We start from the raw sequence: 26,209 nt of genomic DNA, 5'->3' as shown, positions 1-26,209 counted from the left end.
CATGGTGCTCGAAAATGAGCATTTGTTAACACTGGACTCTTTCTTGGAGTTGGCTCATCGTGCAGGGTACTTAATTATTCGTAAGGATAAACTGTTGTCACTGCACAATGAGTGGTAATACGTAACAAATCAATCATCGTATAATTTACAGGTCACTGCTCAGGTGGCCTTTTTTTATGGAGTCAAGTTAATGGATGAATTTAGATGGCGAACCCAGATACAAGACAGCCCAACGGGCGAGTACAGGCACCGAATCAAAGAAGTTGAATTTGGTGATGGTTACAAACAGGTAGCAGCCGATGGCATTCATCCCGAATCGCAATCCTGGCCATTTTCTTATTTAGGTAAAAAAGCCGAAGTGATGCCTATCTTTGATTTTATTCGCCAACACACTTCAAAGTCTTTTATCTGGATTCCCCCTTTTGGTGTCAAGGGAGTGTATCGGGTAAAAGCTGATTCGATCAAGATGACTCCGGTTGCGCGTGATGTCATGAAAATATCAGCCACGTTTGAGGAGGCTTTCTCAGCTTGACTGCTCCCCTACCTAAAGGAAGGGGATTCCCAATTCACAGAGCCTAACCTAAGCCGCATTAAGCGATTTAGGGCTTATAGGCTCTCCAAGGGCTAACACCGCTAGACCAGCGGCTTTTATGTTTTTAGCAGCGTTAATATCTCGGTCATGATTAACGCCACATTCAGGACAGCGCCACGACCGAATATTTAACGCTAATTTAGATAGTGTATATCCGCAATCGCTACAGCGTTTTGACGAAGGAAAGCACTGATCGATGGCAACAATAGTGCGCCCGTACCAATTAGCCTTATATTCAATTTGGCGAACAAATTCGCCCCAACTTGCGTCAGCTATCGCTTTAGATAGCTTAGGATTTCGGATCATGTTTTTTACTTTCAGGGATTCAACACAGACAACTTGGTTTTCGTTAATCAGTCTATGGGATAGCTTATGCAAGTTATCCAGTCGGCAATCAGTTATTTTCGCATGGAGTTTTGCAACTTTTAAACGTGCTTTAGTACGATTGTTTGAACCTTTTTTCTTTTTGCTCAAACGGCGTTGTAGTAAAGCTAATCGTTTCGAATATTTAGTGGTGTGGCGGGGATTGCCGGTTTTTAATCCGGTGTCGGTGACGAACAAGTCTTTTAAGCCAATATCAATACCTGTCATTTTTTCAGAAACAGGTAGTGATATTGGTTCAAATTCACACAAACAGGACGCAAAGTATCGTCCAGATGCGTCTTTAGAGATGGTAACAGTTGAAGGTGCTGAAGGTAGTTCTCGACTCCAGCGAATATCTAAAGGTTCTTTACTTTTCGCTATGTACAGCTTGCCGTCACGGTATTTAAACGCACTAGCGGTAAATTCAGCAGATTGTTTGTGGTGTTTGGTTTTAAAGGTCGGGTATTTGGCGCGCCCTGAAAAGAAGTTAGAAAAAGCTGCTTGTTGGTGTCGTAAAACCTGCTGTAACGGTACGCAAGAAACACTGTTAAGCCATTGTACATCCGTTTCTTTCTTTAAGGCAGTCAATCGTGCGTTGGCTTGAATATAGCTAATTTTTTCTTTTCTTTCGTAGTAGGCATCGGTGCGCCAGCGAAGAATTGAGTTATAGACAAAACGCACGCAGCCGAACGTATTAGCTAAAAGCTCAACTTGTTCAGATGTTGGGTAAAACCGATATTTATAGGCGCGCTTCATATTCACATTATCACATTAAATATGTGAGGTTGTAAATGTATATAGTAAAAGTAATGTTAGTTCCCTCTTTCCTCCTCCCCCTGAAGGGCAAGGTTTCCAGAGGGCATTATTGATGATAATCCATTCAGATGTGCAAAAATTAGAACCCGGTGAAAAAATCCAGTTGGTGGAAGTAGACGGCAATGCATTTGGTGGCCCTGTTTTGCGTTTTCATGCTTACAACCTTCGTTACACACCCGAGGAAATTGAAAAGGCAGAAGATAAATTAAAACCGAAGCCTATCTGGTGGCAAGGTAACGAATATGGCGCATGGCCTTATGAAATTTCGGGTTTATCAAAAGTAGTGAAGGCAGCCAAGCCAGACCGATACTGAAAGTGGGTAATATTGATAGTCTGATATCATCACTGTGCCTGGAATTTGATGATATGGTTCAGGCAAAAGTAACCATTTATGAGACCTTTTCGCATTATCTGGATAGGAAAAATTTCCTGATGATAATCCTACTGAGAATCCTGATGAATGCTTTAAGCAAGTATTTTATGTTGACCGAAAAAGTCATGAAGAAGCGGGGGGAATTATTCAGTTTGAACTGGCTTGCCCGTTTGATTTACAAGGCGTTATGTTGCCAGTACGTCAAATTCATAATCTCTGTTACTGGTGCATGCGGGGTTGGTATCGTTCAGGTAATGGGTGTGCCTATAATGGTAAACGCTATTTTGATGAGAAAGGCAATTCGGTGGATGACCCCGCCTTAGATGTTTGTGGTGGTCTGATGAGCGATTGTAAAAAACGATTTGGTGAAAATGTGCCCTTGGATTTTGGCGGATTCCTGCGGCAGGTTTGATAAGATGATAACAAAAAGTCTTACTGAAGCAATATTCAACCACGTTAAAAAGGTATTTCCGCAGGAAGCCTGTGGGGTAATTTGCCAAAAGAGTCGTGTGAAACGCTATTTTCCTTGCCGTAATCTTGCTGCAAATCCCACTGAACAATTCGAATTATCACCAGAAGACTATGCCAATGCGGAAGACTGGGGACTGCCGGTTGCTATCGTCCATTCTCATTGTGGCGATGGCGTGACAACACACCCAAGTGAAATAGATAATCTGCAATGCGATGCTAGTGAATTACCGTGGGTAATTGTGTCGTGGCCTGAGGGGGATTTGCGTATAATTCAACCAAGAGGTGAGCGTGAATTAACGGGAAGAACGTTTGTTTTGGGTTACTCCGATTGCTGGACGCTGATTGTTGATTATTTTCGGCAAGAACACGGTATTACATTGAATAATTATAGTGTCACTTATCCTTGGTGGGAGCAAGGTGAAAATCGTTATATGGAGAATTTCATCAAAGAAGGTTTTGTTGAAATTAATGACATATCCAAAGTCAGTGATGTGGTCATTATGCAGGTTCAGTCTGATGTCGCCAATCATGCAGGTATTTTGCTGGATAACGGCATGCTACTGCATCATTTGTACGGGCAATTAAGCCGTGTCACGCCCTACAGTGATTACTGGCGTGACCGAACCGTCAAGATTGTCAGAAGGAAAGAATGGGCATGAGTGAACTGAGAACCGTCAGGTTATATGGAAAACTGGGCACAAAATATGGACGCGTCCATCAACTGGCCATCAGCTCCCCAAAAGAAGCCATTAAAGCATTATGTGTGCTTTACTCAGGTTTTGAGCGTTATCTGGCTGATGCCCATTTGAGAGGCGTCGAGTTTGCGGTCTTCAAGGGAAAGCATAATATCGGCGAAGATGAGTTTCACCTTGATACAACACAGGATATTCGTATTGCCCCGATAATTAAGGGAAGCAAAACGGAGGACTGTTCCAAACTATATTAGGGGTAGCCATGATAGGCGCAGCAATGATGTTGGGGCCTGTTGGGTGGGCAGCCTTTGGGGCAGGCGGTTTTATGGGCGGTGCTTTAGCGTTAGGTGGGGCATCAATGGCATTAGGCGGTATAGCACAAATGTTGTCACCGCAACCGCCAGGAGCTTCGGTTCGTCAGGATGCCGATAATAAACCGTCTTATGCGTTTGGTGGTGCAGTGAATACGACTGCCCAGGGTAATCCAGTGCCGTTGCTGTATACCTTGGATAGAAAAGAGATAGGTGGGGCAATTATATCCGCAGGGATTTACACCGAAGACCAAAGATAGCATTAATCAAGAACTTTGAGTCGCTGAGGCGGCTTTTTCTATGGGTAAAATATGACAAACCTTATTTTTTGGGGCAAAAGGTGGTGATGGCGGTGGGCATAACCCCGTAGAGTCACCCGATAGCTTGCTATCAGAATCAACCGCAAAATTACTCTTTGCTATCTCTGAGGGAGAAATTGCTGGCGGACTAGATGCTACCCGTATTTTTTCTTGATGGTACGCCTATTGGTAATGCTGACGGCAGTAAAAACTTCGAGGGCGTGACGTGGGAGTTTCGACCGGGCAGTGAGCAACAAGAATACATCAAAGGCATTCCGTCAGTTGACAATGAGATTAGCATAAGCAGGGAATTAAAAGATGAACAACTGTATATCAGGTCGATAAATAATATCCAGCTGTCAGCTATTCGGTTACGTTTCTCTGTACCACAACTTCTAGAACAACACGATAATGGCGATACCTCCGGTTACCGTATTGATTATGCCATTGACCTGTCAGCGGATGGGAGTGGCTACAAAGAAGTGTTGCGGGCTGCCTTTGATGGAAAAACAACCAGCGAATATCAGCGGACGCACCGTATCGATTTGCCTGTAGCCAAAACCGGCTGGCAATTGCGTGTTCGTCGCCTCACTCCTAACAAAAATACGGCGCGAATTGCCGATAAAGTGGTTGTTGCAGCCATTACTGAGGTGATTGACGCAAAATTAAGATATCCTAATACCGCTTTATTGTTTATCACCTTTGACGCAAGACAATTTAATAATCGCATCCCCAAAGTCAGCTTGCGTCCCAAAGGTGGTTTACTGGTAAAAGTACCCTCAAACTATGACCCTGTAAACCGAACTTATTCGGGTGTCTGGAATGGAACTTTCAAGCTAGCCGCGACGAACAATCCAGCCTGGATTTTTTATGACTTGGTTTTAAATAACCGTTACGGTTGTGGAGAACGGATTAATAGCACACAGATAGATAAGTGGGATTTATACCAGATAGCCCAGTATTGCGATGAATACGTCCCTGACGGTCAGGGTGGTTCAGGTAAAGAGCCTCGTTTTTTATGTGATATTTATATTCAGTCTCAGGAATCGGCTTATCAGGTATTGCGTGATATTGCGGGTATTTTTAGGGGTATGACGTTTTGGGCGGATAATTCTGTCAAAGCGGTGGCTGATATGCCATCGGATATCTTTCGGATTTTCACGCAAGCAAATATCGTCGATGGAAAGGTGACCTATTCAGGCGGTAGTCAGCAAAACCGTTATACGCAGGTACTGGTTTCCTATTCGGATGCCGATAATCACAGTCATGATGCTATTGAGGCGGTCTCTGATAGCAAACTGCAGCGTCGTTATGGTGTGCGTAAAACGGATATTTCGGCGATTGGTTGCACTCGACAATCAGAAGCAAACCGACGCGGACGCTGGATATTATTAACGAATGCTTATGACAGGACGATAACCTTTTCAACTGGGCTGGAAGGTGCTATCCCAACGCCTGGGCAGATTATTGGCGTGGCAGACGCAAATCTTGCTGGCCGTATTATTGGTGGCAGGATTTCATCTGTTGATGAGAGAAAAATTACGCTCGACAGGAAGGCAGATATTAAATCGGGTGACAGACTTATCATTAACTTACCTGATGGAAAATCAGAAGCAAGAACAGTCCAGACGGTTAACGACAATATTATCACTGTAACAGCCCGTTATTCTCAACCCATTGAAAAAAATGCGGTTTGGACAATAGATGCCAACGACCTGGCAATTCAGCTTTATCGCGTAATTAGCATTCAGGACAATGCCGATAATACCTATACCATCACGGGGACTTTCCATAATCCAGATAAATATGCGCATATTGATGCTGGAGCCAGGATTGATAAAAGACCCATTACTGTCATCCCCCCTGGTGTCCAATTACCTCCAAAGAACGTACATATCTCTGCTTATACCCATATCAATCAAGGGATTGCTGTTACAACGTTAAGAGTTGACTGGGATGCCACAGAAAATGCGATTGCCTATGAGGCACAATGGCGAAGAGGGAATAATAACTGGGTAAGTATACCTCGAACGTCAACACCGAGTTTTGAAGTTCAAGGGATATATGCCGGACGCTATCAGGTAAGAGTAAGAGCCATAAACTCATCGGATATCTCATCTATCTGGGCGAATGCTCCTGAGACAATACTGAAAGGTAAGGAAGGCGAACCTCCTGCACCTGTTAACTTCAGGGCTTCCACATTGGTGTTTGGGATAAAATTAGACTGGGGATTTAACGAAAATACGGAAGACACGTTAAAAACAGAGATTCAGTACAGCGAAACCAATGACGGTGAAGGTTTGATGTTACTGGCTGATATACCTTATCCTTCAAAAAGCCATGAAATGTCAGGGTTGGCCGCAGGGACAGACTTTTATTTTCGCGCAAGACTGGTTGATAAATCCGGTAACCAGTCACCGTGGACAGAATTTGTGCGGGGTGAGGCAGAATTTGATGCTAGCAGTATCATTGATGAAATAGACAAAAAAATTAACGATACGGAAGCGATTAAGCAGTTAAAGAAAGGGATAGACAGTAGCACAGAAGCGATACTGGAAAACGCGAAGGGACTCAACGGCAATACGCAGTATTTCATGCGTCAAAACGGCAAAATGAAAGCGGAAATTGTCAGGGTTGATAATTATGTGGTAACCGAGACTAAAGCCTTAGCCGAGTCTATCCATCAGGTCAGAGCGACAGCGGATAAGTCATGGGCAGCCGCTCAGAATTCACTACAAGCTAAGTACGACATGAAAAAGGGTGAGGCTTCTGCAACTTGGACATCGTTAGTCAAGATTCACTATGACGGCGTCTCTTATGATGCAGGAATGGTGATTGGCGCTGAGCTCAAAAACGGTAAAGTTAGTACACAGATTGGCTTTAGCGCCCAAACATTCATCGTATACAATCCGGCCAATGGCAAGATGGAGCCGGTTTTTGCCATCAAAAACGGTCAGGTTGTTATGAGTTCAGTTTTTATTGGTGATGGAACGATAACAAATGCAAAAATTAAAAATGGAGCAATCACAAGAGCCAAAATAGTAGAGTCGTTAGAATCAGATAATTATGAGAAAGACAAAAAAGGAATAAAAATTGATTTTGCTAATGGGATTATGGAGATGAATAGTTATGAAGAAGGGCAGGGTCGGATGGTTATTAATAATAATAAAATTGATGTGTTTGATGGATCTGGTGCGCTAAGAGTGAGGATAGGTAAGTTATGAGTAATTTTGGTTGCCAAGTTTTTTTAAAAAATGGTGCTAACATAGAGACATTAGTCGTGCCCATTTTCTTTTTAGACCTTATAACAAATGGAAATGGCGAAAAGACATACACAATACCAGAAAATCGATCCCTTAAAGTCTTGCATTCAAATACTTTTAGTGATGGTAGCGCTAAAAAACTGAAGCAGATATAAAAGGAAATAAAATAACTTACAGAAACACATCAGAAGAAAGACCATTATTGGTTATTGCGGAGTAAATTATGTATGGAGGAAAGATAATTTCAGAAAAAGGCACAGTGTGGATATCGCCTGATGTAACGCCCCTTAATTTAGTAAAACGCGTTGATTTGACTATTACAACTGGCACATTCGGTCAAATTATAAAAACAGAAATACCAAATAATAGACCCATTGTTTTTTTTACTCGTGTCTTCTCTGACAAAATAGGAGTAGCAGCAGTGCCACTCAATAGTAATGGGCAATGGAGCTTAGAAATAAGAGCCGCAAGAAATGCAAAAGGTACAACGGAATCAGTGAAAATAAGGTTTTACATATTTAGTAATTTTGTCCCTAAAGATGTAAGTTCAGACTGGGGTATTCAATACTTTAATGCGAAAGGAGAGCTAACTTGGACTGGAGACATGATACCTTTAGAAGTTTATTCTGGAGTAGCTCCTAACGATAGTAATTACAAGGTTGATGTAGGATTTACTTGTGCAGTTGCGCCTTATTTTTCTGCATCCTACACAGCAGGATTTATCCCCGGTAAACCCCCAGTCTATATATGGATTACTAACGCCTGGAAGGCGTATGGAAATGTTATATCATCATACATAGTTGACAATATTAATTCATCTAGCTCAGGTTATGATCAATTTTACTCTAACAATTACTACTATATAAAAGCTAGTAATTACGATTACTAATGTCTTTTTTATCAAAAACAACAGTTAAATTAACAAATTTTTTTGGTTTGTTTTTTTCAAATCTTTGTTTGTATAAAGCTTTTTTCACAGCCTGATCAAACATAAATGCTGGTTTAGATTCTAAAATCTTTATGTTCTCAACTGAGCCATTTTCGTCAATATCGTAAACAACCTTAACATATCCATTCTGGTTTAAATGCCATGCTCTATCTGGGTAGTCAACTTCAATGGCAGTGCAAAAAGAGTGGTATAAATACGCTATTAACAAGATCAAAACTGATTTCATAGACTTTCCTTTTTCTAAATATATTTGGATATGTAACATGATATACAACACAGGCACAATTACAACCGCGTCAGGGTCTTCTGTTGTCAAAGGCACAGGCACGAAATGGAATAGTAATAATCCACTCGTATCACCAGGCATGTTAATGCTGATTAAAAACGGCGATATAAACTATCCTTACATGATATTGGCAGTTAATAGTGACACTGAATTAACGTTAGCAGATAAGCCGACTTTTAGCGCAACAGATACCACTTACAGCATTAATCTCACTGAACCCAATAATAATTCTGATGCGGCAAGAGCACTAGTTGCAGCTAACACTTACATCCTTTACTTTCTGCAAAACATGGATACCTGGATGGGGGACAACGGTGTCGTTGAAATAACGTTACCGAGCGGTAAAACAGTCAAGTTAGAGTCGATTAAAGCACTACAAGAGTTAGTAGAAGGAAAAGCTGATGCGAGTAGTGTTGAAGAGATAAAACAGCAGTAGAAGGAAAAGCTGATGCGAGTAGTGTTGAAGAGATAAAACAGCAGTAGAAGGAAAAGCTGATGCGAGTAGTGTTGAAGAGATAAAACAGCAGTAGAAGGAAAAGCTGATGCGAGTAGTGTTACTGAAATTAGCGAAAACTTAGATAAAAAGTATGATAAAACTGGCGGTCAGATAACCGGCGATGTGCAATTAAACACAGGAAAAATAAAAGCAAAGAATGCAAACAATGTTACTGATCATGTTTTTCAAGATAAGAACGGTACATTGATGCATGTCGGAGATTTTGGCATCGGTATTGTTAATCCAGCCTCCCTTAAAGATATAAATGTAACACTTGAAGCAGGATTTTATAGTGCTAATGGAAATGCTACTGGTGTACCGAGTGGCGCAGGCGGAACAAATTTCATACAGTCCAATGGTGATAATTATTGTTTTCAAATAGGAAAGGAAAATTTAACTAATGACTTGAAGTTGCGCATTAAGAAAAAAAACGTATGGTCTGCATGGGTAAATATTTTAACTAAAGCAAATACAACATTTGATGCAAATGGGTTTTTAAAAAGAGCATCGCCAATAGTCAAAATCCATCCATCCGGAAGCTTTGAAACTAACGAAGAATCAGCAGGAGTCAATGTCCAGCGAACTGGATTAGGAGTCTATTTCATCTCAGGTGTTATGGGCTATAACTCGGATGGTGGATGGGGTACAAACTCCGGCGCATCAGTACCTAAAAATAATAATGGTTTGGAGCTTATTTATATTAAAGATAAAATCCTACCTGACGGTAATATTGAAATACAAACATTCCACCGTCAGCACAGTCATTTGCCAGAAGATTTTCAGAATTGGCGAGTTAAAGAAATTATTAACGAAAACCAGTTTATTACGCTGACGGTGAACAAGTTGATATTCCACCTTCAACATGGCTAGATATCCGTGTAGAAATGCCCGTTGATTCAATCTGGAATCGGCAGCATGCGCAAAACTAATAGCCCCATGACAGGGGCATCCTATTAGCAGCGTTGGAGGAAATGGGTCAATTCCGCTTTATGCCAGTTTGATAGCGCCCCATTAAGCATTAGCTGGTTATCCTGTGTAGTCTGAGATAGTAAATTTTCAATCTCAGTGATAACTCTATCTGCATTTTCACGTTTGCGAATAATACGTTTAATTGCTAACTTCTCTGCATCGGCTATTACATCTTGAAGCGCTTCCGTGACATGCCAGATACGTTCACACTCTGTAGCTATAGAAGGGACCAGTCTGACTTCCATTGGATAAGGTGAGGGAATGCCGGTGACTTCTCTCAATGCATACCAGATAGCATTATTCCATGCTTGTTTGAAACGAAAGTTTTGTGTCATCAGTGCAATGATACGGGCGAGATTTTGGGTATCTTTGCTGCTGAACTTTTCGTGAGCTTCGGGTTGGTATTTTGGGTGCTCATATTTACCCGTTTTGCGGATTGATGGAAGGACTTCATTTGTTACCCATTTTTTAAAAAGCTTAGCTTCTGGCTTACGGCTACGCAGTATAGATGAATATAGTCCAGACTCATTGATTATTAACATTTCTTGATGACCTCCAAGGGTGGGCACAATATGCCTATCCTTTTCGTCATCATCTAAGTTACGTACCATATCCTTTGCTGAAAGATAATTAAGGGAATTTGAAATATCAGATGCAACAAACCAAGGTTGATCGTTTATCAATAAAACACGAACATTGTTATTATGAAAATTAAATAAAACAGGACCGAAATTTTTCATTATTTTGACTCCTAAGCTTTATGGAGCCTACCAAAATCGCTGTCAAACGATGGGCGGTAGACCGTACGCGGGTTGACAGACCGGAGCTTAGGGATCCGGCAGAGATTATACTCTCCCACGCACGATCCACCATAATTGAGCATAAAAAAACGCCTCTTAATGGCGTCGTGCGCCTAAGCTTTTGGGCTGTCAAACCCGACATCTGATTTTGCAGATGCACACAAACTATAGCGCATGATTTCTTCTTTCGTCAATGGGTATTTTGTATTCGTAGTTAAACGAATGGTTAGGGTGTTTTTGGAATTGAAAATGAGTGTGAATTTAGACTGAGATTTTAGCCGAAATGAGCTAAAATTAGAACTCACTATAAGCCGTAACTAATTGATTTATAGTGAGTGAAATCGTTTGTTTTCGCGTGTAAATGCGTATATTAAATGAGCTATATTTTTATAAATGATTGATATTTATGGTTTTTTGTATTTAAAGTCATCTAATGCGCCTTTAGCCCGTAGCTCATTTGATCTGAAACCATTTTGTAGCCGAACAGATGGTGGTGAAATGCCTTCATTTGAAGTAACAATTGACTGTAATGTACCCTATCGCACTGGTTATCAGGTTATTTTAGGTGTATGGACAATTTACGATACCGGAAATGCATTTTACCAAGTGATAGATGCTAATATGAAACCTTAGTTATTTTTTACAAAAAACTAAATATCATCATATTTAATGACAGTATTAATTATGTTGGAGGCAAGTGAAAATTTGCCTCCATGTTATTTTCTGTTACGAGTATCAGAGAATTTTTTTTTATTTTTATAAAATAATTTATTTTGGCTAGATAAATAAAATTTGACAAAAAGTTATTTGATTTTATATATCACAGAATCAATTTATTCACTATATTCGACGACTATTAAGTTCGTGTTATTTTTAATAAAAATAATTATTGCTTCAGGGAATAGAAGAGAAATGAAAAAAATATTAATTGCTGCTGTTGTTGTCACCATTTTTACCAATATAACTGTTTATGCTGCAGATAAAAATACTCTATCACTGGATTATGCGCAAAGTCATTTGCAATTTAAAGATGAAGAATTTAAAGATAGACCAAAAGGTATTAATATTAAATATCGTCATGAAATTGATAATCATTGGGGCTTTATAGGTTCATTGACTTATACCCATCAAGAAGATTATTTAAAACGAAATAATATTACGCTCGCTGATGTAGATATGTTTTATTCTTCATTGAATTTTGGTCCAAGCTATCGTTTTAATAAAAATATTAGCATCTATGGGTTAGTTGGTGCAGCTCGTGCTAGAATTGAGGCAAAATCACCCCAAATTTCTACTTTTAAAGATACGGAAACTGAATTAGTTTACGGGGTTGGTCTACAAATTAATCCGGTAAAAAACATCGCTATTGATGTTGCTTATGAATACAGCAAATTATCTTTTGAACATTCTAATTTAAGAGATATCAAATTCGGTACCTGGATGCTTGGTGTTGGTTACCGGTTCTAATTTGGAATCTAGTTAGCAAAACAAAAACTCACTATAAGTTATCCCCAAATGATTTATAGTGAGAAAGTGTGCTTTACGATTGATTTAACTCATTAATAGATTAGTTTTTTATTTTTATAAATAAACTTAATACAAATAAAACACTTGCGCAGATCACAACCGAAGGACCAGCTGGTGTATCGTAATAGGCAGACAATCCCAATCCTGCTGTCACAGCAAACATACCGATAATTATAGCGGCTACTGCCATTTGCTCTGGTGTTTTGGCAAATCGTCTGCCAGTAGCGGCAGGAATAATTAATAATGATGTAATAATTAAAGCGCCAACGAATTTCATGGCAATACCTATGGTAAGGGCTGTAACCAGCATTAATAGTACTTTAAGCTGCTGTATTTTTACTCCATCAACAAAAGCTAAATCCTGATTAACCGTTATTGACAGTAAATTACGCCATTGCCAGATAATAATTGAGCATACAATAGCAACACCTATCGCAATTGAAAAAATATCTTCCGTGGTTACCGATAACAAATCACCAAATAAATATGCCATCAAATCCATACGCACATTGGCCATTAAACTAACGACTACTAATCCAAGTGACAGGGAACTATGTGCCATTATGCCTAATAGGGTATCAATTGCCAGTTGTGGCCGCTTTTCTAGCCAGGCTAATAAGATGGCAAGAATAAGCGTGATAGCAATAACAGCATAAAACAGATTTACATTGAGTAATAAGCCAAACGCAATACCCAGTAATGAAGCATGAGCGAGAGTGTCACCAAAATATGACATACGCCGCCAGACAACAAAAGAGCCAAGTGGTCCTGCGGCAATGGCCAACAACATACCGGCTAACCAACCCGGTAGTAATAGTTCAATCATGATGACAGCTCCCTGTAGGTTTATCATCAATATCATTATCTAAATCGCATTGATGATTATGATGATGATGGCGATAGATACCTATTTGTTCTACTCCACGATGGCCAAACATGGCAATAAATTCGGGATCTAAAGCCACATCCTCAGGTCGACCAGAACAGCATATTTGTTTATTAATACAGAATACCTTGTCAGTTTTTGCCATTACTAGATGGAGATCATGTGAGATCATAAAAATCGCACAATTTAATTCAGTGCGAATATCATCAATCAGATTATATAAAGAGACTTGACCATTGATGTCTACGCCTTGCGTAGGTTCATCTAAAACCAGTAATTGTGGTTGATTAAGTAGGGCACGAGCAAGGAGAACACGTTGAGTTTCACCACCTGATAATTTTTGCATTTGTTGTTCGATAAGATGATCGGCACCGACACGGATTAAAGCAGGAATAATATAAGTGGTTTTTACCCCCGGTTTTAATGTCATGAAACGTTTAACTGTCAATGGCATCGTGCTATCTAGTGACAATTTTTGCGGTACATAACCAATGCGTAATTTAGCCTGGTAAATTATTTCTCCTTCGCTGGGAGTAATTAGGCCGAGGACTACTTTTGCCAGCGTAGATTTACCAGCACCATTTGGCCCCAATAATGTTAATATTTCTCCCGTATGTAAATCAAAGGAGATGTTTTCGACAATTTGGTGTGTACCAAAACTCACAGCAATATTTTTTAGGCTTAATAGCGTTTGCATGATAAATAATTCTTGCAGGATGGTTAAAATGTTATAATATAACATTATCAAAATTAGTCTATGGAAACTATCCTATGTTACACAAAACAAAAAAAATTGTTCAAAAAATTATGGGAAAAAAACGCATTCTTGCTGGACTGTTACTCAGTTTCTTATCTACTGCTCATGCTGATGTTGTTACTTCAATTCGTCCGTTAGGTTTTATTGCCGCAGCGATTACCGATGGTGTCACTAATGTAAAAATATTATTGCCTGATGGTGCTTCACCCCATGATTACTCCTTAAAACCCTCCGATCTGGCAAAGATCAAAACCGCCGATCTTTTTATTTGGGTGGGATCAGACATGGAAACTTTTTTAGAGAAACCATTAGCACAGTTACCCATTCAAAAACGGATCGCATTAACCAATGATCCGGCTATTAAAGCACTTTTGTTGAAAAGTAGTGATGAAACTACACCGGCAAATAATAAAAACGCTCATGGTCACCATCATGATGCACTTCATAACCATCATTCACATGGTGAGTATAATATGCACATCTGGTTGTCACCACAGATTGCGCGGATTACCGCTAACATTATTCACCATCATTTAGTGGCTTTATATCCTAAGTATAAAAAACAGTTGGACGTAAACCTTCGTAAATTCGATGAGAAATTGACGCAAACTGATAAAAATATTGCTAAGATGTTACAGTCGGTTGGAGATAAGCGATATTTTGTTTTTCATGATGCCTATGGTTACTTTGAAAAGCGCTATCATTTAGCCTCATTAGGTTATTTTACTATTAATCCTATCATTCAGCCGGGCGCCCAAAGACTATATCAAATAAGAACAATGTTGGCTCAGAAAAAAGCAGTTTGTGTTTTTGCTGAACCACAATTCAGGCCAGCGGTGATTAAAGCTGTTATAAAAGATACCGATGTACGAATGGGGACATTAGATCCATTAGGGAGTGGCATCGGATTAAATAAGGATAGCTATGTAGAATTTTTAACAGCGTTATCTAATCAATTTAAGAGCTGCCTGGATAAAAACTAGAAGGAATGTAATACGTGCAGCAGATGGCGAAGACTATCGTTCAGGTATATGGCAATTTGCCTAAACCGCATAAAATTATGCTAGGCACATTGACCATAGCAACCTTGGCTGTCGCAATTTGGCGGCCAGTTGTTATTCAGCCCGATGATAAAGATGAAAATGTCTCACAAGAATCGCCAATAAAACCGGGTATAATTCTTGGTAATAAAGATAATAGTGAAACTAATAGCAGCCAGGTCGATAACTCAGATACTGATGATATTATTACCGATAGCAGCGAACAGTTACCTGATGAAGGGGTAACTGATGAGAAAGGGGCTGATACACCCGATGAGCATGTTGTTTCAAACGGTGATAATCTGACTAGTATTTTAACTCAGTATGGTTTAGATGCTGGTGATGTTGCGGCACTTTCTAATCAACACCGAGCTTTACGTAATTTGCAAATAGGGCAGACGTTAAGCTGGGAATTAAATAAAGATGGCGAATTACAGACACTTACATGGATTATTTCGCAGCGTGAAACACACGTCTATACTCGTCAAGGTAGCTCTAGTACTTTTAATGAAGAGAAACAAATTCGTCAAGGCGTTTGGGCTGATAAGATTATCCAAGGTAAAATAAACGGTAATTTTACCTCCAGTGCAGTTAATGCAGGCTTAACTTATAACGAAGCGCGTGGAGTGTCTAAAGCACTACAATGGCAGATTGATTTACGTAAACTAAAGTCTGGCGATAAGTTTTCAGTCTTACTAAGTCGCGAAATGCTTGATGGGCACAGTGAACAAAGTCGCTTGTTGGGTGTTCATTTATTAACTAATGGTAAGAATTACTATGCTTTTCGAGCTGAAAATGGTCGTTATTATGATAGTGAAGCTAATGGCCTAGAGCGAGGTTTCCTACGTTATCCTACCGCTAAAACTTTTAGAGTCTCTTCTCCTTTTAGCTTGCGTCGTGTCAATCCAGTAACAGGACGTCCTGCTCCTCATCAGGGCGTAGATTTTTCTATGCCTGTTGGGACACCGATCCTAGCGGTTGGTGATGGTGAAGTTATTGTGGCGAAATATAGTGGAGCGGCCGGTAATTTTATTGCAATTCGCCATGGGCGTCAGTATACCACTCGTTATATGCATCTATGTAAATTATTGGTTAAACCAGGTCAGAAAGTCAAAAGAGGTGAACGCATTGCATTATCTGGCAATACTGGACGTACTACCGGACCCCATCTTCATTATGAATTATGGTTTAATCAGCGCGCAGTTAATCCATTAACGGCTAATTTACCTCACTCAGGTGGTTTAGCAGGGAAAGATCGCCAACTTTTTCTGGCATCGGTTAAAGAGAATAAATCGAAACTGGCAACCAATTAATCTAATTTTGTGAGTTAATTAGGTTGTGAAATGATATTTTATTTACTGCCGTAATTATTTTTCTATAAATCACAAGGTTAATATTATAATGTGTCTTAGACTTTAGATTTTTATACGTTGTATTTGAGTGTACTAATGAATAAAGAACAGGATACAGATAGTAAACTTGGTTATATTCCTACCTTTCATCGTATTTACCTACATCCCAAATATTGGGGGATGTGGGTGGGTGCGCTGCTATTAGCAATTACTGCTTATTTACCTCTTAAGATACGCGATCCATTACTGGCAAAAATAGGCAAGTTAATTGGTAGATTAGCAACAGGCTCCCGTAGGCGGGCAAAAATTAACTTACTCTATTGTTTTCCTGAATTGACAGAGCACCAAAGAGAAAAATATATTGATGAAATGTTTGCTGTGGCGCCGCAAGCGTTTGCTATATTGGCCGAATTAGTTTTACGCGGTGTAGATAAAACTTTATCGCGAACGCATTGGCATAATATGCAAATTATTGAACGACTGAAAGAACAACAGCGTAATATCATTTTTATGGTACCTCATGGTTGGGCGGTTGATATACCAGCCATGTTATTAGCAACTCAAGGTCAAAAAATGGCGGCCATGTTTCATCATCAAAATGATCCAGTGGCCGATTATTTATGGAATAAAGCACGTCATCATTTTGGTGGTCGTTTGCACTCTCGCGAAGCAGGTATCAAACCGTTTATTGCTAGTGTTAGGCAAGGTTATTGGGGATTTTATTTACCTGATCAAGATCATGGTAAAGAACATAGTGAATTTGTTGATTTTTTCGCAACTTATAAAGCAACTTTACCGGCATTAGGGCGGTTGAAGAAGGTATGCCAAGCAGAGATTGTGCCGTTATTTCCGGTTTATGATTATAAAACTCATCAATTACATATTTATATCCGTCAACCAATGGTCGATATTGCCGGGCAGAGTAATCACTATATTGCCAGGCGCATGAACGAAGAGTTGGAATATTTAGTTAAACCTTATCTAGCGCAATATACCTGGATATTAAAATTATTAAAAACACGTAAAGCCGATGAAATAGAGCCATATTGTCGCGATGATCTTTATCGATAAAGATACCGCTTGATAAACTATCAAGCGGTTAAATTGTTGCTGTTTTAGTAAGTTAATTTCGTTATCTTTATATTTTTATCCTGCTAACCTAATGGCGAATAGGTCGGTTAAAAACTGATTTCGCCTTTAGTTACGCTAAGCCTTTCATTATAATAATTAACCAGACGTTTAATAGAAATATATCTACCCGATGGATGTGATGTATTAGTGTTTTTATATGCCATCATGCTAGCTTCATTGATAATATGATCCACATTAACATTCATAATATTATGCGTGCGATTGAACCTCGATTATGTAAACTTAAACTCTGACCATTAAAAAAGTCAATTTATTAACGTAAATCTGACTGCCTTTGCCGATGGTAAATTTTATTACTATTTTTTCGCCAGGCTTGATCCCTTTACCAGTAAAATCAAGATAGTGATAATTTCAGATAATAAAAACCCCGTATATATAACGGGGGTTAAATATATTAACAGCATATAATTATTCGACTTTTAATATTCGGCAGGTATTGGTACTTCCAATCTGACCCATTTGATCGCCTTGTGTGACTAAAACTAAATCAGCGGATTGAATATAATTTTTTTCCCGCAAACATTGGATGGCATTTTTTACAGCATTAATTGTATTAGTATCCTTATTACAATAAATTGGTGTTACGCCACGGTAAAGTGCACACTGATTTAATGTTTTTTCATGATAAGAGATAGAAAAAATCGGTAAACCTGAGCTGATCCGAGACATCATACAAGCAGTACGACCTGATTCTGTCATGGCAATAATTGCTTTTACCCCTTTTAAATGATTGGCTGCATACATAGCTGACATAGCAATTGCTTCTTCTATGCTGTCAAATAGATCATCGAGGTGATGTTTGGCAATATTGATACCAGCCATTTTTTCTGCGCCAAGGCAAACTCGAGCCATGGCTTCAACGGTTTCAGCTGGATATTGGCCTGCTGCTGTCTCGGCAGATAGCATAACTGCGTCAGTGCCATCCAGCACAGCATTAGCAACGTCCATCACTTCAGCTCGAGTTGGCATCGGATTTGTGATCATTGATTCCATCATTTGCGTAGCAGTGATGGCGATACGGTTTAGTTGACGTGCTCGGCGTATCAGTTTCTTTTGTACACCGACCAATTCCGGATCACCAATCTCAACGCCCAAATCGCCTCGAGCAACCATCACCACATCTGAGGCTAAAATAATTTCGTCGATAACTTTGTCACTGGCAACCGTTTCAGCTCGCTCTATTTTAGCGACAATTTGACAATCACAACCGGCTTCTTGAGCCAGGCGACGAGCATAGTTTAGATCTTCAGCGCAGCGGGGGAAAGAAACCGCTAAATAATCGACACCGATCTGCGATGCGGTTAAGATATCGGCTTTATCTTTTTCTGTTAATGCCTCTGCAGATAGGCCTCCACCGAGTTTATTGATCCCTTTATTATTTGAGAGTTGTCCACCAACCGTCACTTCGGTTAGAATTTGCTGATCCTTTACCGTAAGTACTTTTAATTGAACACGTCCATCATCAAGTAACAGAATATCGCCTGATGCCACATCATTGGGTAAACCTTGATAGTCAATGCCGACTTTTTCTTGATTACCTTCACCTTTGGCTAAATTGGCATCTAAGATAAATTTGTCGCTGATATGAAGGAAAATTTTTCCTTCTTTAAATGTTGAAACGCGAATTTTAGGTCCTTGCAAATCACCAAGAATAGCGACATGTTGTGCTAACGATTTTGCAAGTTCACGTACTTTTTTTGCCCGTTGTAAGTGATCTGCCGGTGAACCATGAGAAAAGTTTAGACGTACAACGTTTGCACCGGCTTTAATCACTTTTTCCAAATTATTATCACGATCAGTTGCAGGACCGAGAGTAGTAACAATTTTTGTTCTTCTAAGTCGTCTCAACATTTATAACTCCGTTGACTTATTAAAATTGGTGTTGGTTGATAGGTTATTACATAGAAATGAAATCAATCCCTTTATTAAAGTGTGCTGTTGTATCATTTAAATGCCTTAGATAGAGAGAATATTTTTTTGTAATAAAACGAACAAATTTATAGTTTGCTGATATTGATCTGCTTTGCTAAATGTAAATAGCACTAGAGTTTATCAGGACATGTATCATGTAATATATCTTTACGCGCTTTAGGTTATCGCTAAAATTTTCCCCACGATGGAATTAGAAGTGGTAATAGCAATGACGACAGCATCATTGTCTTTAGCAAGTTTAACTAGTTCAATCAAGTTGTTAGTATGTCCAGTATGAGAAATGAAAATCACAACTTCGCTATCTCGAAAATTGATACAATATAGGCGTTGTATTATGACATTATCGAAATAGATCACTGTAATATTAAAAGGTAAAAATTTACCCATCTTGTCATGAGCAACTGCTACTAAGCAACCTAAACCAAAGAAAACCATTTTTTTTGCATGGGTGAATAGAGCTATAGCACGATTAATGCTTGAGGTATTTAGGTTATCTTTTAAAATACCTAATTCAATGATGACTGATTCAGCGATTTTTTGCCTAAAGGGAATGTAAGTATCATCTGGATCAAGCAGACGGCTAACATAAGATGTTCTATTGATAAGGTTTTGTGCTAATCGTAATCTAAAATCAGGAAAACCTTTAGTTTCCATTCTACAGCAAAAACGGTTTACAGCAGGGTTGCTCACATTAGTCAATTTAGTTAGGGTTGCAATACTGAGGTGAATAGCTTTTTGCGGGCTTGTAGGTATTGAATTGGCAACTTTCTTTTCTAATTTTCTGAGATATTCAAAGCTATTATTTATTGGTTCTAATATGTTCATACGGAAAGCGACCTGTTTTACTAATATTGCAAAAAAGTGGCGTCTTGTTACTTAAGTCAAAATATACTACGCGTTGTTTGGTCAGTAATGAAAAAAAGAAAGTTATTAACTGGATTTTATTAAAAATATGACGGGCGTCTAATTTACTTGGCATTTTAGTTTAATAAATATGAAAAAGTAAAAATTATATATAACTAATCAAATTTATTGCGAATTATTTTTTGAGCAAAATAAAATATCGTGGTTTTGTTTACCTGATCGAGTCAAAAAGGTACATTAATTTTCTCGATTGAAGTTATCACAGCACTATAAAATTGGTGTTTAAGGAGAATTCTTTACCATGGCGATTAATAAAGCTGTTCAGGCATGTAATTTAATTATTTTCGGCGCAAAAGGAGATTTGGCTCGCCGCAAATTATTGCCTTCCCTTTATCAATTGGAAAAAACGGGTTATATCCATCCTAATACACGTATTATAGGTATTGGCCGAGCTGAATGGGATGCTGCTGCCTATATAAAGGAAGTTAGAGAAGCGTTAGAAACTTTTTTAAATGAGAAAATCGAGCTTGGTTTATGGCAAAAATTAAGTGAACGTCTTGATTTCTTTAATTTAGATGTTGAGGATTTGAACAAATTTAATTCACTAGCAAAATATCTTAAGGGCGATCACAAACCAGCTATCTATTATTTTGCTATGCCCCCAACAACTTTTGGTGCTGTTTGCCATGGTCTAGGACATGCTGGCCTTAATAAAAAACCCAATCGGGTGGTCATGGAAAAACCTTTAGGTAGTGATCTTGCCTCTTCCCAACAAATAAATAATGAAGTTGCTAAATATTTTAAAGAGAGTCAAATTTATCGTATTGATCACTATTTAGGTAAAGAAACAGTGCTCAATTTATTAGCATTACGTTTTGCCAACTCTTTATTTATCAATAATTGGGATTATCGCGCGATTGATCATGTACAGATCACCGTTGCTGAGGAGGTTGGTATTGAAGGCCGTTGGGGTTATTTTGACCAGGCTGGGCAGATGCGTGACATGGTTCAAAATCATTTATTACAAATCCTGACGATGATTGCTATGTCACCGCCTGCGGAATTAACTGCAGATCGTATACGGGATGAGAAAGTTAAAGTATTGCGTTCATTACGACGCATTGATTATAGTAATGTGCGTGAAAAAACCGTACGAGGTCAATATACATCAGGTTCTGTTCAAGGCAAAAAAGTGGTCGGCTATCTTGCAGAGGAAGGCGCAAATACATCAAGTAAAACCGAAACTTTTGTGGCCATTCGGGTTGATATTGATGATTGGCGGTGGGCGGGTGTACCATTTTATTTAAGAACAGGCAAACGGTTAGCGGCAAAATGTTCTGAAGTGGTGGTTTATTTTAAAAAACCGGCGTTAAATATTTTTTCTGATTCTTATCAGGATCTACCACAAAATAAATTAACTATTCGGTTACAGCCTGATGAAGGAATAGATATAGAAATTTTAAATAAAGCGCCGGGACTTGAGCATAAACATCATTTACAGACGACAAAATTAGATCTGAGTTTTTCTGAAACTTTTAATCAAATCCACTTGGCTGATGCATATGAACGCTTATTACTAGAAGCTATGCGGGGCATTCAAGCACTGTTTGTCCGTAGAGATGAAGTAGAAGAAGCATGGAAATGGGTAGATTCTATTATGGAGGCTTGGGCAAAGGATAATCAACCGCCTAAACCCTATCAAGCTGGTACCTGGGGGCCGGATGCTTCTGATGTGATGATCACCAAAGATGATCGCTCATGGAATGCGTTTGAATAGTTTTTATCTATTTGTAGGGTAATATGCTGAGGTTTATTACCCTTACAGTGGTAGGATTTTTGCATTTTAGCTGGAATTTATTATAATTATTTGAGTAAATACAATGGTTATGATATAAATAGCTTAGTATTTATTCTATCAATAGTGAGGATTCATAGTATATCATACGGATGGGCCGTGTGATGCATGAATAAAATATTATGTCTAGCGCCAAAAGCGTCAAAAATCAACGTAGTAGCTATCATCTTTTCTTATCAAATATATCCATTATTTCTAGTGAACATCACTGGTGTGGTGCTTTGTAGCGTCTCCTGTCGCTAATCGGTTTTATCGATAATTGGTTTTTAATTTAAATCATCACTTAGTTATTGGCAACTTAGGTATTTATCTATTGCTTTGATGATTGCCAATAAAAGGAGAATATAATGATTTATTGGATATTTTTAGCATTAGCTATTGTCACAGAAGTTATTGGTACTTTATCAATGAAACATTCCAGCGTCAGCGGTGATCTGACTGGTTTATTGGTAATGTATTTTATGATTGCGTCATCTTATATATTACTGGCGATGGCGGTAAAAAAGGTTGCTCTTGGAGTGGCTTATGCTCTTTGGGAAGGTATTGGAGTAATTTTTATAACAGCATTTAGTGTTCTGTTATTTAATGAATCATTATCGCCAATGAAAATTATTGGATTAGCGTTACTTATTGTGGGGATAGCGCTTATAAAATCAGGTACAAAAAAAGCAAGTTCATTACAGGCGATTAAGCAGGAAAAAAAAATTACGCCAAAAATGCCATTAAATAGAATGACTAAAGTCGTAAAGGAGGCATAACATGTTAGCAGAATATCAATGGTGGCATGGTGCCTTTCTGTTTCTAGCCGTTATTTTAGAAATAGTAGCTAATATTTTTTTAAAGTTTTCAAATGGATTCAAGCGACTTTGGATTGGCGTCTTATCTTTAATTGCCGTTTTGGGTGCCTTTAGTGCATTAGCTGTAGCGGTAAATGGAATTGAACTTTCCATTGCTTATGCACTTTGGGGAGCTTTTGGTGTGGTAGCTACGGTTGCCGCTGGTTGGATCTTATTTAATCAACGGTTAAATTACAAAGGTTGGGGCGGTATTATTCTATTAATCACCGGCATGGTCGTTATCAAACTGGCATAATCTTATTTCATTTGCTAGGACATAGGACAGAATACGGTTTAGTGATAGCTGATAAATGTAGAGGATTTATTTTTACCGCTGTCTACATATTGGCCATTTATAACAATAAATAACCCTGCTATTGCGGGGTTATTTTTATTAGTTAAAACTCTATAGATACAATTTAGTATTGAAATTTATCTGCGAGAAGATAATAGCAGACTAATTTTTTACGCAGGTTTAACAAGTTGTTTTCTATTCTGTCAGATTTTGATTGCCCTTATGATTTCAATTATTTAGAGATTTAATAAATTTTAGTTATTTATTCTCAATCTTTTAATTAAAATATTTTCTATTCTTGAATGGATAACAAATCTAATTGTTATTTATTATGCTTATTTGGCAACTATCTTCTTTGTTATTATTATAATTTCTTATTATATTAATTATTATTTCAATGTTATTATAATATTATATTTATCATTATATGTTATTTTAATTTGTTATTTGTTTGAATTATATATAAATAATAATATGATTTTATTATAATATTTAATATTGTTTTGAAAATTTTTTATAACTTAGATTGGTTCTTTTTTTATTTATATTATTTAAATATAAGCAATAATATGTTTTATAACTCTTTATTTATAATATAATCAATGTGTGAGTTCAATAATAGAATAGGCTAATATAAAAGGTTTAAATTATTTTTACTCATGTATGCAATTACTAATAAATAAATTTTAAATAGGATTTTATCGATGGAAAAAATATATATACAAGAAAAAGAAATTAGTAATAATAGTTTTAAACACTATAATGTAGGTATGGCAGTTTATGATTATGCATTAAATATTTGGCAAGGATTTCGCGTAAAAATACATAGAGATGGAAGTGTGACGCCTGGACACGATTTTATTGCGCAACCTAAAAAAGATACCAGTGCAACCGTACTTCATACATTCACTATTGAAGACAGTAAAGTGGCATCTTTTAGTTTTTCTATCAGTACAGAATATAATCCAAATGGTAATGACTTAATTACCGGCAGCTACACATCTGTTAAAAATAAAGATTCAGATAAAGTTGAAATTATTGATTTCAAATACGATACCAATAGTGGACTTAAACTGGTTTTAGAACCACTGTTTGAAGGTAGTGATCAAGATCCTAACTGGGATTTTTTAATGACAATAACTGCATGCTAAAGCATATAATCTAATATTAATAAATAATAATATTTTACTATTATAACAATATAAGATACCAATCAGTATCATAATTAATCCTGACCATCTTAACCTCCAAAGGGTACTCCCACCGACATAAGGTGGGAGGGGAATTTGGTCGGGCTTGAAAAGCCCGAAGAATGATCAGCCACGCTGATTTTGAATGTATTGCTTAACAACTTCCAGCGGTGCTCCCCCGCACGAACCTGCAAAGTATGATCGAGACCACAACACTGGCTTGCCGTAAGCCCCACGCAAGTCTAGAAACTCATTACGCAGACGACGAGACGTTACCGCTTTCAGCGAGTTTACTAGTACTGACAACTGCACTGTGGGCGGGTACTCGATCAGCATATGAACGTGATCGGACTCTCCGTTACTTTCCTTTAAATCAGCCCCAAAGTCGCGACACACTTCACCTGCATACTGATGAAATGCTTTGTAGTGCAAGCCACTGAGTACTTTCTTTCGGTACTTAGTCACAAAGACAAGGTGAACATGTAAAAGAAACGCTGAATGTCTTGAACGGTTGATTTTATATTTTTGCATTGAAATTAACCGGATATACGGTAAGATAGTGAGATAATTTACTACACACTGAGTAATAATGCTAATTCTAAAAGCCTACAAATTCAGACTCGAACCAACCGAAAAACAGTCGCAACGTTTGCGGCAGTTGTGCGGATGCGCTCGTTTTATCTGGAATTACGGGCTAGCAGAGACGCAACGCATTATTGAATCCGGCGGTAAACTACCGTCAGCGTTTGAACTAAATCGGATGCTCACAGAATGGAAAAAAAAGCCGGAACATTCCTTTTGCAAGAAGCCTACACGGATAATCTTCAGCAGAAACTCAAAGATCTGCACGGGGCATGGAAACGCTGCTTTGATAAAAAACTGGCAGCAAAAGCTCCTGTATTTAAAAGGAAAAAATGACGGGCGTGATTCAGTTCGTTTTGTTAATTTTGATAAATATTGTCAGCTCGATAATGGCAGAGTGAGATTACCGTCAGGTTTGGTATGGGTAAAGTTCCGGCAGTCGCAAAAGCTGTACGGTAAGATTAAAAACGCAACCGTTAGCCAACATGCGGGACACTGGTATATATCGTTTCAGGTCGAACTGGAAATGGACATTCAGCCTCATTCGTCAGCAACAATGATTGGTTTGGATGCAGGTGTAACCAGACTCGCCACGCTGTCAGACGGCACAGTGTTTGAACCTGTAAACAGTTTTAAAACCAACCAAAAAAAGCTGGCGAAATTCCAGCGTCAGTTAAGCTGTAAAGTTAAATTCAGCAATAACTGGAAAAACAGAAGCGAAAAATCCAACGTCTCCACTCGCATATAACCAATATCCGCAAAGACTACCTTCACAAAGTCACCAGTGAAATCAGCAAAAACCACGCGATGATCGTCATTGAGGACTTAAAGGTCAGTAACATGTCGAAATCGGCAAAAGGTACACAAGAGCAGCACGGACGGAATGTCAGGGCAAAATCAGGACTTAACCGTTCGATACTGGATCAGGGTTGGTATGAAATGCGCCGTCAGCTTGAGTACAAGCAGCTATGGCGCGGTGGTCAGGTATTAGCTGTGCCTCCGGCATATACAAGTCAACGGTGTGCATGTTGTGGTCATACAGCGAAAGAAAATCGTCAATCACAAAGTAGATTCGAGTGCCTTGAGTGCGGGTATACAGAGAACGCAGATATCAACGGAGCTCGTAACATTTTAGCGGCAGGACATGCCGTGTTAGCCTGTGAAGTGAACGGTGCAGTAATGCCGTCAGCAGCAGGAACCAGGCTTCTGAGCGATCAGATAGTCTCCGACTAACGGGAATCCCCCTCCTGAGTCACGAAGT

23 protein-coding genes and 5 pseudogenes are annotated in these 26,209 nt (G+C 38.6%); 20 read left to right on the top strand and 8 right to left on the bottom strand.

The window, feature by feature from the left end; translation table 11 throughout:
• Window positions 1-190: 190 nt before the first annotated feature.
• On the top strand, window positions 191-532 hold the full coding sequence (locus LDL57_RS08345; RefSeq protein ID WP_180559778.1) for a phage tail protein: 342 nt from the start codon (window positions 191-193) through the stop codon (window positions 530-532).
• A gap of 48 nt (window positions 533-580) precedes the next feature.
• Here LDL57_RS08345 and LDL57_RS08340 read toward each other — a convergent pair whose 3' ends face one another.
• Entirely contained in the window at window positions 581-1,711 is a 1,131-nt protein-coding gene (locus LDL57_RS08340) for an RNA-guided endonuclease InsQ/TnpB family protein (protein WP_180559779.1), read from the bottom strand.
• A gap of 112 nt (window positions 1,712-1,823) precedes the next feature.
• Here LDL57_RS08340 and LDL57_RS08335 point away from each other — a divergent pair.
• The 6 genes and pseudogenes from LDL57_RS08335 (at window position 1,824) to LDL57_RS08310 (ending at window position 8,069) form a co-directional block, all read left to right on the top strand.
• Window positions 1,824-2,556, top strand: a pseudogene (locus LDL57_RS08335) (phage minor tail protein L).
• A 4-nt stretch (window positions 2,557-2,560) separates the two neighbouring features.
• Window positions 2,561-3,274, top strand: a complete 714-nt coding sequence (locus tag LDL57_RS08330) for a C40 family peptidase (RefSeq protein ID WP_225505393.1) — start codon at window positions 2,561-2,563, stop codon at window positions 3,272-3,274.
• Window positions 3,271-3,878 (top strand): annotated as a pseudogene (locus tag LDL57_RS08325) (tail assembly protein). Before LDL57_RS08330 ends, LDL57_RS08325 begins: the two are co-directional and overlap by 4 nt.
• A gap of 61 nt (window positions 3,879-3,939) precedes the next feature.
• Window positions 3,940-7,045, top strand: a pseudogene (locus tag LDL57_RS08320) (TipJ family phage tail tip protein); the annotation flags it as partial.
• 92 nt (window positions 7,046-7,137) lie between these two features.
• The gene (locus LDL57_RS08315; protein WP_225505391.1) at window positions 7,138-7,335 is read left to right on the top strand and encodes a hypothetical protein; all 198 of its coding nucleotides are present in this window, start codon (window positions 7,138-7,140) and stop codon (window positions 7,333-7,335) included.
• A 68-nt stretch (window positions 7,336-7,403) separates the two neighbouring features.
• Window positions 7,404-8,069 carry a hypothetical protein gene (locus LDL57_RS08310; RefSeq protein ID WP_180559772.1) on the top strand — a complete coding sequence of 222 codons (666 nt, stop codon included), beginning with the start codon at window positions 7,404-7,406 and terminating at the stop codon, window positions 8,067-8,069.
• Here LDL57_RS08310 and LDL57_RS08305 read toward each other — a convergent pair.
• On the bottom strand, window positions 8,050-8,355 hold the full coding sequence (locus tag LDL57_RS08305; protein WP_180559771.1) for a TonB family protein: 306 nt from the start codon (window positions 8,353-8,355) through the stop codon (window positions 8,050-8,052). The genes LDL57_RS08310 and LDL57_RS08305 overlap by 20 nt on opposite strands.
• A gap of 37 nt (window positions 8,356-8,392) precedes the next feature.
• Between LDL57_RS08305 and LDL57_RS08300 the strand changes: the two genes are divergently transcribed.
• The 3 genes from LDL57_RS08300 (at window position 8,393) to LDL57_RS18295 (ending at window position 9,840) form a co-directional block, all read left to right on the top strand.
• The gene (locus LDL57_RS08300; RefSeq protein ID WP_225505389.1) at window positions 8,393-8,851 is read left to right on the top strand and encodes a hypothetical protein; all 459 of its coding nucleotides are present in this window, start codon (window positions 8,393-8,395) and stop codon (window positions 8,849-8,851) included.
• Between the two features lie 183 nt (window positions 8,852-9,034).
• Window positions 9,035-9,781: a phage tail fiber protein gene (locus LDL57_RS08295; protein WP_225505387.1), complete on the top strand. Its 747-nt coding sequence runs from the start codon at window positions 9,035-9,037 to the stop codon at window positions 9,779-9,781.
• The gene (locus tag LDL57_RS18295; RefSeq protein ID WP_445661345.1) at window positions 9,760-9,840 is read left to right on the top strand and encodes a hypothetical protein; all 81 of its coding nucleotides are present in this window, start codon (window positions 9,760-9,762) and stop codon (window positions 9,838-9,840) included. Before LDL57_RS08295 ends, LDL57_RS18295 begins: the two co-directional genes overlap by 22 nt.
• Before the next feature lie 24 nt (window positions 9,841-9,864).
• Here the strand turns inward: LDL57_RS18295 and LDL57_RS08290 are convergent, their stop codons facing one another.
• A complete protein-coding gene (locus LDL57_RS08290; protein WP_225505385.1) occupies window positions 9,865-10,620 on the bottom strand; it encodes a BRO-N domain-containing protein in 756 nt (251 codons plus the stop codon).
• A 492-nt stretch (window positions 10,621-11,112) separates the two neighbouring features.
• Here LDL57_RS08290 and LDL57_RS08285 point away from each other — a divergent pair.
• A pseudogene (locus tag LDL57_RS08285) lies at window positions 11,113-11,313 on the top strand (lytic polysaccharide monooxygenase); the annotation flags it as partial.
• Between the two features lie 279 nt (window positions 11,314-11,592).
• Window positions 11,593-12,147 carry an Ail/Lom family outer membrane beta-barrel protein gene (locus LDL57_RS08280; protein WP_180560693.1) on the top strand — a complete coding sequence of 185 codons (555 nt, stop codon included), beginning with the start codon at window positions 11,593-11,595 and terminating at the stop codon, window positions 12,145-12,147.
• Window positions 12,148-12,247: 100 nt separating this feature from the next.
• On the opposite strand, the gene znuB is transcribed toward LDL57_RS08280, so the two are convergent.
• Both znuB and znuC read right to left on the bottom strand, forming a co-directional pair.
• Window positions 12,248-13,033, bottom strand: coding sequence for a zinc ABC transporter permease subunit ZnuB (znuB, locus tag LDL57_RS08275; RefSeq protein ID WP_180560692.1), 786 nt, complete (start codon window positions 13,031-13,033; stop codon window positions 12,248-12,250).
• The gene (gene znuC, locus LDL57_RS08270) at window positions 13,026-13,790 is read right to left on the bottom strand and encodes a zinc ABC transporter ATP-binding protein ZnuC (RefSeq protein WP_225505383.1); all 765 of its coding nucleotides are present in this window, start codon (window positions 13,788-13,790) and stop codon (window positions 13,026-13,028) included. Before znuC ends, znuB begins: the two co-directional genes overlap by 8 nt.
• Window positions 13,791-13,864: 74 nt before the next feature.
• Between znuC and znuA the strand changes: the two genes are divergently transcribed.
• The 3 genes from znuA to lpxM all read left to right on the top strand — a co-directional run bounded on the left by znuA (window position 13,865) and on the right by lpxM (window position 17,313).
• Window positions 13,865-14,833 (top strand): zinc ABC transporter substrate-binding protein ZnuA, encoded by a 969-nt coding sequence (gene znuA, locus LDL57_RS08265; protein ID WP_180560690.1) that lies wholly within the window; start codon window positions 13,865-13,867, stop codon window positions 14,831-14,833.
• Window positions 14,834-14,856: 23 nt separating this feature from the next.
• Window positions 14,857-16,203, top strand: coding sequence for a murein DD-endopeptidase MepM (gene mepM / locus LDL57_RS08260; RefSeq protein WP_225505382.1), 1,347 nt, complete (start codon window positions 14,857-14,859; stop codon window positions 16,201-16,203).
• A 135-nt stretch (window positions 16,204-16,338) separates the two neighbouring features.
• Complete coding sequence (gene lpxM / locus LDL57_RS08255; RefSeq protein WP_225505381.1) at window positions 16,339-17,313, top strand: lauroyl-Kdo(2)-lipid IV(A) myristoyltransferase; 975 nt, start codon at window positions 16,339-16,341, stop codon at window positions 17,311-17,313.
• Between the two features lie 489 nt (window positions 17,314-17,802).
• On the opposite strand, the gene pyk is transcribed toward lpxM, so the two are convergent.
• Entirely contained in the window at window positions 17,803-19,245 is a 1,443-nt protein-coding gene (pyk, locus tag LDL57_RS08250) for a pyruvate kinase (RefSeq protein ID WP_225505379.1), read from the bottom strand.
• Between the two features lie 237 nt (window positions 19,246-19,482).
• Window positions 19,483-20,151, bottom strand: a complete 669-nt coding sequence (locus LDL57_RS08245; protein ID WP_225505378.1) for an SIS domain-containing protein — start codon at window positions 20,149-20,151, stop codon at window positions 19,483-19,485.
• A 340-nt stretch (window positions 20,152-20,491) separates the two neighbouring features.
• Here LDL57_RS08245 and zwf point away from each other — a divergent pair, with 340 nt between their 5' ends.
• From zwf to LDL57_RS08225, 4 genes are all read left to right on the top strand, one after another.
• Complete coding sequence (gene zwf, locus LDL57_RS08240) at window positions 20,492-21,967, top strand: glucose-6-phosphate dehydrogenase (RefSeq protein ID WP_180560685.1); 1,476 nt, start codon at window positions 20,492-20,494, stop codon at window positions 21,965-21,967.
• Between the two features lie 425 nt (window positions 21,968-22,392).
• Window positions 22,393-22,803 (top strand): multidrug/spermidine efflux SMR transporter subunit MdtJ, encoded by a 411-nt coding sequence (mdtJ, locus tag LDL57_RS08235; RefSeq protein WP_180560684.1) that lies wholly within the window; start codon window positions 22,393-22,395, stop codon window positions 22,801-22,803.
• Window position 22,804: 1 nt separating this feature from the next.
• Complete coding sequence (gene mdtI, locus LDL57_RS08230; protein WP_180560683.1) at window positions 22,805-23,137, top strand: multidrug/spermidine efflux SMR transporter subunit MdtI; 333 nt, start codon at window positions 22,805-22,807, stop codon at window positions 23,135-23,137.
• A 743-nt stretch (window positions 23,138-23,880) separates the two neighbouring features.
• Entirely contained in the window at window positions 23,881-24,327 is a 447-nt protein-coding gene (locus tag LDL57_RS08225; RefSeq protein WP_180560682.1) for a hypothetical protein, read from the top strand.
• Between the two features lie 165 nt (window positions 24,328-24,492).
• On the opposite strand, the gene tnpA is transcribed toward LDL57_RS08225, so the two are convergent.
• Window positions 24,493-24,897, bottom strand: a complete 405-nt coding sequence (gene tnpA, locus LDL57_RS08220) for an IS200/IS605 family transposase (RefSeq protein ID WP_225505377.1) — start codon at window positions 24,895-24,897, stop codon at window positions 24,493-24,495.
• A gap of 118 nt (window positions 24,898-25,015) precedes the next feature.
• Between tnpA and LDL57_RS18155 the strand changes: the two are divergent.
• A pseudogene (locus LDL57_RS18155) lies at window positions 25,016-26,181 on the top strand (RNA-guided endonuclease InsQ/TnpB family protein).
• Window positions 26,182-26,209: the final 28 nt, after the last annotated feature.

Source organism: Arsenophonus apicola (genome assembly GCF_020268605.1).
In the GTDB taxonomy this organism is placed as follows: domain Bacteria; phylum Pseudomonadota; class Gammaproteobacteria; order Enterobacterales; family Enterobacteriaceae; genus Arsenophonus; species Arsenophonus apicola.
The sequence above is the reverse complement of the archived record's forward strand: the minus strand, read 5'-3'. Positions and strand labels throughout refer to the sequence as shown.

Coding starts and splice junctions, on each gene's coding strand:
- znuC (WP_225505383.1), bottom strand. CDS start 13,790: ATGCAAACGCTATTAAGCCTAAAAAATATTGCTGTGAGTTTTGGTACA.
- LDL57_RS08290 (WP_225505385.1), bottom strand. CDS start 10,620: ATGAAAAATTTCGGTCCTGTTTTATTTAATTTTCATAATAACAATGTT.
- LDL57_RS08300 (WP_225505389.1), top strand. CDS start 8,393: ATGATATACAACACAGGCACAATTACAACCGCGTCAGGGTCTTCTGTT.
- LDL57_RS08310 (WP_180559772.1), top strand. CDS start 7,404: ATGTATGGAGGAAAGATAATTTCAGAAAAAGGCACAGTGTGGATATCG.
- zwf (WP_180560685.1), top strand. CDS start 20,492: ATGGCGATTAATAAAGCTGTTCAGGCATGTAATTTAATTATTTTCGGC.
- tnpA (WP_225505377.1), bottom strand. CDS start 24,897: ATGCAAAAATATAAAATCAACCGTTCAAGACATTCAGCGTTTCTTTTA.
- pyk (WP_225505379.1), bottom strand. CDS start 19,245: ATGTTGAGACGACTTAGAAGAACAAAAATTGTTACTACTCTCGGTCCT.
- LDL57_RS08305 (WP_180559771.1), bottom strand. CDS start 8,355: ATGAAATCAGTTTTGATCTTGTTAATAGCGTATTTATACCACTCTTTT.
- mdtI (WP_180560683.1), top strand. CDS start 22,805: ATGTTAGCAGAATATCAATGGTGGCATGGTGCCTTTCTGTTTCTAGCC.
- LDL57_RS08245 (WP_225505378.1), bottom strand. CDS start 20,151: ATGAACATATTAGAACCAATAAATAATAGCTTTGAATATCTCAGAAAA.
- LDL57_RS08315 (WP_225505391.1), top strand. CDS start 7,138: ATGAGTAATTTTGGTTGCCAAGTTTTTTTAAAAAATGGTGCTAACATA.
- LDL57_RS08280 (WP_180560693.1), top strand. CDS start 11,593: ATGAAAAAAATATTAATTGCTGCTGTTGTTGTCACCATTTTTACCAAT.
- lpxM (WP_225505381.1), top strand. CDS start 16,339: ATGAATAAAGAACAGGATACAGATAGTAAACTTGGTTATATTCCTACC.
- znuA (WP_180560690.1), top strand. CDS start 13,865: ATGTTACACAAAACAAAAAAAATTGTTCAAAAAATTATGGGAAAAAAA.
- mepM (WP_225505382.1), top strand. CDS start 14,857: ATGGCGAAGACTATCGTTCAGGTATATGGCAATTTGCCTAAACCGCAT.
- LDL57_RS08340 (WP_180559779.1), bottom strand. CDS start 1,711: ATGAAGCGCGCCTATAAATATCGGTTTTACCCAACATCTGAACAAGTT.
- LDL57_RS08330 (WP_225505393.1), top strand. CDS start 2,561: ATGATAACAAAAAGTCTTACTGAAGCAATATTCAACCACGTTAAAAAG.
- mdtJ (WP_180560684.1), top strand. CDS start 22,393: ATGATTTATTGGATATTTTTAGCATTAGCTATTGTCACAGAAGTTATT.
- LDL57_RS08345 (WP_180559778.1), top strand. CDS start 191: ATGGATGAATTTAGATGGCGAACCCAGATACAAGACAGCCCAACGGGC.
- znuB (WP_180560692.1), bottom strand. CDS start 13,033: ATGATTGAACTATTACTACCGGGTTGGTTAGCCGGTATGTTGTTGGCC.
- LDL57_RS08225 (WP_180560682.1), top strand. CDS start 23,881: ATGGAAAAAATATATATACAAGAAAAAGAAATTAGTAATAATAGTTTT.